This window comes from Dyella silvatica (genome assembly GCF_026283955.1).
GTDB lineage: Bacteria > Pseudomonadota > Gammaproteobacteria > Xanthomonadales > Rhodanobacteraceae > Dyella_C > Dyella_C silvatica.
This window is the reverse complement of sequence record NZ_JAPDPE010000029.1, coordinates 34194-43599: the sequence shown is the minus strand read 5'-3', so window position 1 is coordinate 43599 and position 9406 is coordinate 34194. Positions and strand designations below refer to the sequence as shown.

The 9406-nt window shown below is 61.0% G+C and carries 8 protein-coding genes; 4 read left to right on the top strand and 4 right to left on the bottom strand.

Annotation, left to right across the window (positions count from 1 at the left end):
* Nucleotides 1–1037, top strand: a 1037-nt coding sequence (locus OUZ52_RS08005; RefSeq protein WP_266157861.1) for an OmpA family protein, incomplete at its 5' end; no start/stop codon positions are given.
* A complete protein-coding gene (locus OUZ52_RS08000; RefSeq protein ID WP_266157860.1) occupies nucleotides 1034–4801 on the top strand; it encodes a hypothetical protein in 3768 nt (1255 codons plus the stop codon). The genes OUZ52_RS08005 and OUZ52_RS08000, both read left to right, overlap by 4 nt.
* 70 nt (nucleotides 4802–4871) lie before the next feature.
* On the opposite strand, the gene OUZ52_RS07995 is transcribed toward OUZ52_RS08000, so the two are convergent.
* Together OUZ52_RS07995 and OUZ52_RS07990 are read right to left on the bottom strand one after the other, a co-directional pair.
* Nucleotides 4872–5108, bottom strand: a complete 237-nt coding sequence (locus OUZ52_RS07995; protein ID WP_266157859.1) for a hypothetical protein — start codon at nucleotides 5106–5108, stop codon at nucleotides 4872–4874.
* Nucleotides 5109–5187: 79 nt separating this feature from the next.
* Nucleotides 5188–5739 (bottom strand): 3'-5' exonuclease family protein, encoded by a 552-nt coding sequence (locus OUZ52_RS07990; RefSeq protein WP_266157858.1) that lies wholly within the window; start codon nucleotides 5737–5739, stop codon nucleotides 5188–5190.
* A gap of 174 nt (nucleotides 5740–5913) precedes the next feature.
* On the opposite strand from OUZ52_RS07990, the gene OUZ52_RS07985 reads away from it, so the two are divergent.
* The gene (locus tag OUZ52_RS07985; RefSeq protein ID WP_266157857.1) at nucleotides 5914–6432 is read left to right on the top strand and encodes a nuclear transport factor 2 family protein; all 519 of its coding nucleotides are present in this window, start codon (nucleotides 5914–5916) and stop codon (nucleotides 6430–6432) included.
* Nucleotides 6433–6633: 201 nt separating this feature from the next.
* On the opposite strand, the gene OUZ52_RS07980 is transcribed toward OUZ52_RS07985, so the two are convergent.
* Nucleotides 6634–7101, bottom strand: a complete 468-nt coding sequence (locus OUZ52_RS07980) for a DUF695 domain-containing protein (protein ID WP_266157856.1) — start codon at nucleotides 7099–7101, stop codon at nucleotides 6634–6636.
* A 132-nt stretch (nucleotides 7102–7233) separates the two neighbouring features.
* Complete coding sequence (locus OUZ52_RS07975) at nucleotides 7234–7770, bottom strand: hypothetical protein (protein WP_266157855.1); 537 nt, start codon at nucleotides 7768–7770, stop codon at nucleotides 7234–7236.
* Between the two features lie 385 nt (nucleotides 7771–8155).
* Here OUZ52_RS07975 and OUZ52_RS07970 point away from each other — a divergent pair, with 385 nt between their 5' ends.
* Nucleotides 8156–9265, top strand: a complete 1110-nt coding sequence (locus tag OUZ52_RS07970; protein WP_266157854.1) for an alpha/beta fold hydrolase — start codon at nucleotides 8156–8158, stop codon at nucleotides 9263–9265.
* Nucleotides 9266–9406 lie beyond the last annotated feature (141 nt).

Here is a 9406-nt window from a genome sequence, read left to right as displayed (position 1 = left end):
AAGGCACCGCCATGCGCATGCACGCCGATGGCAGCACAACCGCCACGCTCAGCGGCGACGCGGCCAAAGGCATGTCGGCGCAGGCCTTAAGCATTGAGCGACATGTTTCGCCTGCCGACAACGGCCATGTTCGCGTGGATTACATCATCGTCAATCGCGGTATCGACGAGCGCGGCATTCCCGGCGTACGCATCGGCACGGTCGAAGGACTGGTGATGGAAAGCGATGCCTACGGCCGCTTCCATCTTGAAGGCATCGATGTGCCGAACATGGCGCGCGGACGGAATTTCATCATGAAAGTCGATCCGGCCACCTTGCCGCCGGGCACCGTGTTCACCACGCCGAACCCGTTGGTGAAGCGCATTACCCAGGGCATGCCCGGCCGTTTCGATTTCGGCGTGAAGCTGCCCGAGCAAGTGATCAAGAGCCAGTCCCGGCAAACCGATATGGAACTGGGCGAAGTGATCTTCGAGCCGGGCAGCGCGCATATCGCGGCGGCTTATCAACCTGTCATCGCCAGCATGGCCAAGACCCTGGCCGAACACGGCGGTGGCGAGGTCACCTTGCTTGGCGTCGCCAGCGATAAAGACCTTGCGTTGATGCGTGCGGCCGCTTTGCGCGATGCCTTGCTGGAGGCGCTGCCTGCCGCAGTGCGTGCGCAGGTGCAGGTGGTGTTGCGCGAGCAGCAGGCGCCACTTGCCTCGCTGGCCGATGGCAGCGTGACGCTGGGTACCGTGTTGTTCGATACCGACAGCGCGGTGGTGAAACCGCAATACGCCGGCTTGCTGGATCGGCTGGCGAAGCTGATCGCGACGCATCCCGAGCATGCCCGTATTTATCTGACCGGGTATGCCGACCGCCGCGCCAGCGCGGCACATAACGAAGCGCTGGGCCTGCGCCGTGCACGCGCGGTGTACGAGGCCTTGGTCTCGCATATGGATGCCACGCAGCGTGCGCATGTACGGGTGGAAGTGGAGCCGGTCGATCGAGGAGATCCCGCCGCAGGGGTTTCCGCCGGACAGGAGGGCACGCCATGAGCGCCCTGCACTCTTCTCACTATCTAAAGGCCAGCAAGCCTATGCGCATCCGCCGCCTGGACGCCGCCATCGCCGCGGTACTGATGATGAGCACTTGGACGCCCGCGCTCGCACAGTCCACCTCCACCTCGACCGCATCGCCGGCGGCTGCATCTTCAGCGGCAACGACAGCCGCCGCCGCGCCGATATGCGATGCGCAGCAATGCACGCAGGATGGGCAGGTGGTGATGCGCATCCGCAGCCTCGGTGACAGCAGGCCGGTCACCGGTGGCGGCGCCAATAGCGATGCCGCGCTGGCGCCGGATCGTCGCGTGACCGTGACCGCACCGGTCGACGAGCCCGGCAAGGCCCAGGCGCGTGCGCGCTTCAACGTGGATCTGCCCAATGGCGGGCTGATCTGGGCGACCGAAGATCCTACGCTGACCACGCCGGTGCTTAATATTCAAAGCAGTTCCACTGCTGCTTTCACCGAAGGGCGCATCGTCGAACCGGTGCGCTTCCAGATCTACAGCAACTACGACGCCTTCATTCGGCGCATGAAGGTAAGCATCTACAAATCCGGCGATACCGATCTGGTCACGCCGCTGGCCGAGATCGAGGTGACGCCGGGCGCGGTCGCCAGCGCGGTATGGGATGGCAGGCTGCCTGCCGATGCACGCCTGCAGCAGGGCGATGAGTTGCGCTACGTGCTGCGCGCCTGGGGCGAAGACGGCAGCCTGGACGAAACCTATTCGCGTACCTTGCAACTGGTGCGGCCGGTGGATCGGCAGCGCGGTCTCGATCAAATGCATCAGAGCGCAAGCACGGTGTTGCGCGACCTGAGCAGCAGCCAGCTGGAACAGCGGCAATTGCTCGACAGCACCTTCGGCAGCAACGCGCTGAGTCAGCAGAACATCACCATTCGCGGTTCGCGCGTGCGCGTCTTCGGCCAGAACGTGCCCGAAGGTTACGCCGTGAACATCGGCGGCCAGACGGTGCCGATCGACCAGCAACGCAAGTTCGTCGCCGAGTATCTGATGCCCAGCGGGCCGCATACGCTCGATGTCAGTCTGCAAGGGCCGGCCGGGGCCAGGATGGATTACCCGCTGGCGGTGAATGTGCGCGACAACTATCTGTTCGCCGTCGCGATTGCCGATGTGACCGTATCCAAGGGATCGGTCAGTGGCGCGGGCGCATCGGCGTTGACGGCCGATGCGCAATACAAGGACGGTTTTCTCGATCAAGGGCGTCTGGCCTTCTATATGAAGGGCAAGCTGGATGGCCGCTATCTGCTCACCGCGCAGGCCGATACCACCGAGCGCAACACCGGCAGCCTGTTCGACGGTTTCTTCAAGGCCGATCCGCGCGACGTGTTCCGTCGCCTGGACCCGAACATGTATTACCCGGTGTACGGTGACGATTCGACCACCTATCGCGACATCGATACGCAGGGCAAGCTGTATGCGCGGCTCGACTGGGACAAGAGCCAGGCCTTGTGGGGCAACTACCAGACCGGTTTCACCGGCACCCGCTATGCGCAATACATCCGCAGCCTGTACGGCGCCGCCATCGACTGGCGCAGCCGTGCCAGTACGCCACTGGGCGATCCGAACACACTGGTAAAGGCGTTCGCCTCGCAGGCGCAGACGGTGCTGGGGCATACCGAATTCCTCGGTACCGGCGGCAGCCTTTACTACCTGCGGCATACCGATCTGCTGCCGGGCTCGGATCAGCTGGTGCTGGAAGTGCGCGATCCGACGACGGGTGGCGTGGTGACCCGGATCAACCTGGTGCGCGGCGCCGACTATCAGATCAACGAGATGCAGGGACGCGTGCTGTTGACGCGACCGTTGGCGCAGATATCCAGCGAGAACGTCAACACTTTGATCCGCGATCGCCCGCTCAGCGGCTACGAGAATCATCTGCTGGCCGACTACGAGTACGTGCCCAGCGGCTTCGACAGCAACGATGTCGCTGCCGGCCTGCGCGCGAAACACTGGTTTGGCGAACACGTCGCGGTGGGCGGTACCTATGTGGACGAGGGCCGTTCCGGTGACGACTACACGCTGAAAGGCGCCGACGTCACCTTGCAGCAAGGGCGCGGCACGTATCTGAAAGTCGAGCGCTCGCACAGCAATCAGGCGGTCGCGCCGATCTTTTATTCGGATAACGGCGGCCTGAGTTTCTTCCGCACCAATAACAACACACAGGCGGCAAGCAGCGGCAATGCCACGGCGGTCGATGCGCGAGCCAACTTCAAGGAGCTTGGCTGGACGGCGCAGGAGTGGACCGCGGGCGGCTGGTGGCGCGATGTGACCTCGGGTTACTCGGTGGCTCGCGCGGAACTCGGCCAGGCGATTCACGAATACGGCGCCGAATTCTCCGGCCAGTTGAGTCCGGACCTGAAACTGTCTGGCCGTTACAGCAAGGCCGAGCAAGGCAGCGACGCGCTGGAGCAGGGGCAACTGCAACTCGACTGGCGGCTGGCCGATCATTCGGACCTGATCGCCGAGTTGCGCCGGGTGACCGAGACTTACCAGACGCATAGTGGCACCGGCACGCTCGCCGCGCTGGGCTACACGCGGCGCATCGGCAGTTCGCTGGATGTGTATGGCAACGGGCAGGTAACCCTGGCCGACGATGGCGGCGCGTATCCGAGCAACAACTCGGCCACCGTGGGCGCCAAGTATCTGTTCGGCGATCTCTCCACGGTGGGCGCCGAGGTGACGGGCGGCGACCGTGGCAACGCCGCCCAGGTCAATGGCGAATATCGCTTGAGCCAGGATCATTCGCTGTATGGCGCCTATACCTATTCCGTGGACTCCACCGCGCTGTACAACAACTCCACCCTGCTCTCGCAGCAGCCGGACGGATTGACCCTGGGCCAGCGCTGGCGCTTGTCCAGCCAGGCCAATCTGTACAACGAAAGCCAGTGGCTGAAGACCGGCCCCGACACCGGTGTCGGGCATACCTTCGGCATGGATTTCTATCCCGCCATCGGCTGGACCACCGGCTTCACCCTGCAGGACGGCAAGCTCGATGCAGTCGGCGGCGGTCGTGTCAATCGGCATGCGGGCAGCATCAACGGCGGCTTGACCACGCCTGACACCAGTTGGTCGAGCAAGCTGGAATACCGCCGCGACGAAGGTGCCCAGCAGCGCGAGCAATGGGTCACCACGCACAACTTCAGTTACAAGTTCAGCGAGTCGTTGCGGGTGGCGGCGAGAATCAACTGGTCGACGACCAAGGACGATGTCGATCCGGCCAACAATGCGCGCTTCGTCGAGTCGAATATGGGCTTTGCCTGGCGGCCGTGGGACAGCACGCGCTGGACCTTGCTCGGCAAATACACCTACCTCTACGACTTGTCGTCGCCAGGGCAGGTGGAGTCGGACTCACTCTACGACCAGCGCTCCACCGTGTATTCGCTGGAAGGGGTTTACCGGCTGGATACCGCATGGGAGTTCTCGGCCAAGCTGGCCACCCGGCTGGGCGAGGCACGTCTGGGGCGCGGCACCGGCGCATGGTTCGACAACCGGGCCACGCTGGCCGGCGTGCAGGCGCGGCGCTACGTGTTCGGCGGACTCAGTGTGATGGGCGAGTACCGCGTGCTGAGCTCGAACGACAGCGGCACCCGGCACGGTTGGCTGACCAGTGTCGATTACGACATCGGCAAGCACTTTCGCATGGGCATCGGCTACAACATGACCGATTTCAGCGACGACATGACCAAGCTCGGCTATCGCTATCACGGCTGGTTTCTCAACGCCGTGGGCTATTACTGACCAGCGTCGATGCATTCATGGGCCGATACCGCGGCCCATGGAGACATCATCGCGGACAGGGCGGGCTTGGTTACGTATCAAGCCCGCTGCCGATCAGGCGGCCCAGCGGCCTGGCAGCCAGCACCGCGAACACACCCAGCGCGATGTAACCGAGGTTGCCCAGGATGATGTGCAGGGGATAGTGCTGCACCGACAGGCCCATGGCGGCTTCTATCGCATACAGCGACCACATCAAGGCGAAGAAGGCGACCCAGCAACCGCCGACCAGACGAAAGATGAAAGTGGCCGTCTTTTGGTAGGTATTCACGGGGCTTCCTTATGTGGGTGGAGATGCGGACGGCTGGTTGTTTATGCGTGCTGCGTGCTTCTTCTTGCGTGTTTCTTCGCTACGAGCGATTTACCTTGAGCATGTTGCAAAAAAGTGCGCCTTGCTCGATGGCATCGTCGAGCGCAACGTGCGAATGGGGCAATTTGTCGAACCAATGTTTTGGCATGTTGCGCTTGGTGCTTTCCCGGTAGTCCGTCTTCATCACGGCCATGGCGAACGATTTCATATCCAGCGCCGAGTGGCTGAACGGGCTTTCGCCGACGAAACGAATGAGATACCAGTAAACAAACAAGAAATCGAAGCCCGCCGGATAGGCGACAAAAACCGGCTTGCCCTGTAGCGAGGCGATCCAGGTGACATAGCGCTGCATCGCCGCTTCGGGTAGTTCAAGATCCTTTCGGCAAGCGGCCCAGGCCGCTGGCTGGGTGGCCCACCACTGGGCGGTTTTCGGATGCGGCGAAGCCCCTGGCAGGGTGTCCAGGTTGGCCGAGAAGGTGGAGACCAGCTGCTTGTCGGCCGTGTAAGCCGCCGAGCCGAAGCTGAGCATGGAGTGCGGCCCGGGAATCGGGCCATCTGTCTCGACATCGGTACTGATGTAGATCTCGTGCATAGGGTCCGGGGATGTGGTTGTAAATGCGCTGCATCGTACTGAGTCTGCGACCCACTGTTGTCTAGACCGGCGTGAACGCTCCGGCGCGAACTAGGCACGGCTCGCCGCAAAGCGTTGGCTGTCGCGGCCGACATGGATGCTTAATCGCGCCACGTAGACACGATGGAGTGACCCATGAAACAGATCTTGCTCGCTTCTTTGGTAATGGCTGCAACGATGGGGCTTGCGCATGCCGGGAGCCCACCCGCCAACCCCGCTGCCGCCAAGGTGCAGATCGAGCAATTGGTCGATGCCTTCAAGGCGGCGATTATCGCCAAGGATGGCGCCACGCTGAGCGCGATGTTCTTGCCGGGTGGCGCATGGATATCGGTCTATGACGATGAAACGTATCGCCATATAAAAACCAAGCGTCCCGAGGCCCCCAGGCTGATGCCTGACGACTACAAGAAATTCGCCGATTTCGTCAGCAAAAGCCCCAAGCCCATCGAAGAAAAATTCTCGGATGTGCGCATCGAGACCGATGGCACCGTGGCAACCGTGTACTTCGATTACCGCTTTCTTCTCGATGGCAAGCAGACCAATCAAGGCAGCGAAACCTGGCAACTGGTGAATACCGGCGATGCCTGGAAAATCAACGCGATGCTTTATTCCATCAAGCTGGATCCATCGGTATTTCAGCAAGCCAAGCCTTGAGCCTGTTCGATTTGCCAGGGAGTTAGCCGTGTTGAAGCCGGGCTTTGTCGTTGGCATCGCGTTGTTGCAGGCATGGATACCTTTGCCCGCCAGTATGACGATGGAAGATCCGGCTGCGCCTGCGGATGGGCGGGAGTCGCACAGCATCCAGTCGCTACTTGGAGCTTGGCCGAAGGTGCTCTCTCGGCCAGGCTGGTCGGATCAGGCGATGGAATCTGGTACTTGATCCGGCGGTGTTCCATGGGCTTGGGGCAATAACTCCGAATGCGCGGTCCATTCCTCATCCAGGAAAGACTCGATCGCGATCGGATAAACAGGATGGCCATCCAGGCTTATATTGAGTTGGGATAAAAACTCCTCGCCATTCTTGCTGAAGTAGCGCCATTCCTTATGGCCATTGCCGGTCAGTGAGGCCGCCTGCACGCCAATGCCGTTGGCTTCGATGCCTTGTTCAATGGCTTTCTCAAAGCGAAGCATTTGCTCGTAGGTCTGCGCCGATGGCATGCCGGAGTCGGTGATCTCGTAAGGCCAGGTGATGATCATCAAGTCGGTAAACGGCCGGCGGTCTTGCTCCGCCGGCAAGGCCTGCCTCACACGGATCAGAATAGGTAAATTATCGATACGCGTTTCGGCCATGAGCCAGTTGTCGTCTTTTAATATGCCAAACATATCGCCCCTGTTCCTTCGTTCCTGAAGAGTTATCGGATAAGTCGTCTTATGACGAGGCGGTAGTGTGAGGCAAGAGTTCGTAATTTCCTACGCGTGCATGTGCGCCGCGTTGTCGCCGCCATTCGCTGCTGCTTACTTTTTGTCCAATGAGGCCAGATTGATCGAATAGACGATCGAGGTGATCTTCCACGCATCGGTGGTATGCACCAGGGTCCAAAAGGTATGGCCGTGCCCTTGCGGAATGGCGTAGTCGTATTGGACGGTGGCAATGGCGCCGTCGGTCTGCACGCTTAGGTTCGACACCTTTTCGACGGTTGCCTTGGGGTTGGTGTCGCCTTGCACGGCCTGCTTGGCCGGTGACGAAAAGACCTTGGGCGCCTTGCCCTTGCTGGCAGAGAACATCAATGCATAGGACGCCGGTGCGACCGAGCCAATGACCGGTACATTACCGTCAAAATAGAAGTCGAGCAGTGCGCTGCTGTCTTTGCGTGCCATGGCGGCGTTGTAGTCCGCCGCGACTTTCCGGATCTCCCTGACGGCATCCGCGGGTCCGTTGTCGGTGACCGCGGCCATACCGTTGCTGGCTGGAGGCGCATCGGCAGAGGGCGCCTGTTGCGCCTGGGCGACGCCCATGGTCAAGCTGAGTAGCAAGAAACCGATCAGCTTCATATAGCCATCCTTATATGCCGCAGGGTTGAGGTGAGCAGTTTGTGCTGAGTGGAGGGACTGTGCCACAGCCTTCAAGTTCAGTGCCGGGGTGACGCGCCCGGTGACTACACGGAGGATGTCGCTTTCGATTCAAGCCGGGTAGCCCGTAGCTAAAGTTCATGTTTCGAATGCATGAGCCCTGCCATGGCCGGACGCTGATGATGGCAGCGTGGTGGTGTGGGTGACTTCTGGCTGTGGTTCTTCTGGGAGTGGATATTCATGCTTGTGCGCAGCATTCGCCGGGCCAGTATCGCGGCTGAATTAGACACAGGGCGGTGACGGCCCGGCTCCATCGGCGAGGCCGGCCTATCCAGCCTTGACGATCCATTCGAACAGGGGTTTATCCGTGAGACGTTCAAGCCTATGGCTGGTGCTTTGCCTGCTGTGTGTAGCGATGGCGCATGCCGACACGCCCACCCCTGATGCTGCCGCTGTGTTTCGTACCGCGCAGCGCATCGTGACCACGGATGGCCTGGATCAGCAACAAAAACTGCGTATCGGCGGCATCGATCAGTGGGTAACCGTTCGTGGACGTCACCGTGATGCGCCGATCTTGTTGTTTCTGCATGGTGGCCCGGGTTTTACCTCACTGCCTACGCGGTACTACTACCAGGTCCAGTGGGAGGAGTATTTCAATGTCGTGCAATGGGATCAGCGTGGGGCGGGCAAGACCTATGCGCTGAACGACGCCGAGCGTATCCGCCCCGGCATGACGATTGAGCGCATGGTCGACGATGCGGAAGAGCTGGTGAGTTATCTGCGCAAAACCTATGGCCGGCAGAAAATCGTGCTGGTCGGTCACTCCTGGGGAACCGTGCTTGGAGTAAAGCTGGCGCAGCGCCACCCTGACTGGTTCTACGCCTATGTAGGCATGGGCCAGGTCGTGGACATGCCGCGCAGCGAAGCCATGGGTTATGCGGCCACGCTGCAGGCGGCGCGCGACGATGGCAATCAACAAGCCGTCGCCGAGCTGGAATCCATCGCACCCTTTCCTGACCCCGCCAGCCCCAAGCGTACGCTGGCGAACCTGGAAAAAGAGCGACACTGGCTGACTTATTACAACGGCTATACCTGGCATGCGCAGGAAGGCCATGATGGTGACGTTGCGCAGTTGAGTCCGGACTATTCAGCCGCCGATTTGAAGGCACGTCTGCAAGGCATGGACTTCAGCCTGGGGGCGCTATGGGAGCCGCTCAGCAAGGTGAGCTTTGCGCATTCGACGCATTTCGATTGCCCGGTGGTCTTGATGCAGGGGCGGCATGATTTGAACACCTCGGCGAGCCTGCTTGGCGAGTGGTTCAAGACCTTGGATGCCCCGAGCAAACAACTGGTCTGGTTTGATGATTCGGCACATATGCTGTTCGAAGAAGAGTCCGGCAAGGTATTCGTGCACCTGGTCGAGGATGTGCTTCCGCTGACACACCCGCCGCAGGAGACCCGTGCGCACAAGCCATGAGGGCGGCCATAAGCTAGTGTCTGCAAGGGGCGGCCGACGGGCCGGTGCATTCACATTGCCATGTCATCGTCGGGGCTATGACATCTCATAGCCTGTCCAACCGGTGTTCGCGGCAACGCGATATCATCCATGCGGCAATCC

Bases quoted from the DNA above. Each gene is read 5' to 3' on its own strand.
- OUZ52_RS08000 (WP_266157860.1), top strand. From the start codon at position 1,034: ATGAGCGCCCTGCACTCTTCTCACTATCTAAAGGCCAGCAAGCCTATG.
- OUZ52_RS07980 (WP_266157856.1), bottom strand. From the start codon at position 7,101: ATGTTTGGCATATTAAAAGACGACAACTGGCTCATGGCCGAAACGCGT.
- OUZ52_RS07975 (WP_266157855.1), bottom strand. From the start codon at position 7,770: ATGAAGCTGATCGGTTTCTTGCTACTCAGCTTGACCATGGGCGTCGCC.
- OUZ52_RS07990 (WP_266157858.1), bottom strand. From the start codon at position 5,739: ATGCACGAGATCTACATCAGTACCGATGTCGAGACAGATGGCCCGATT.
- OUZ52_RS07985 (WP_266157857.1), top strand. From the start codon at position 5,914: ATGAAACAGATCTTGCTCGCTTCTTTGGTAATGGCTGCAACGATGGGG.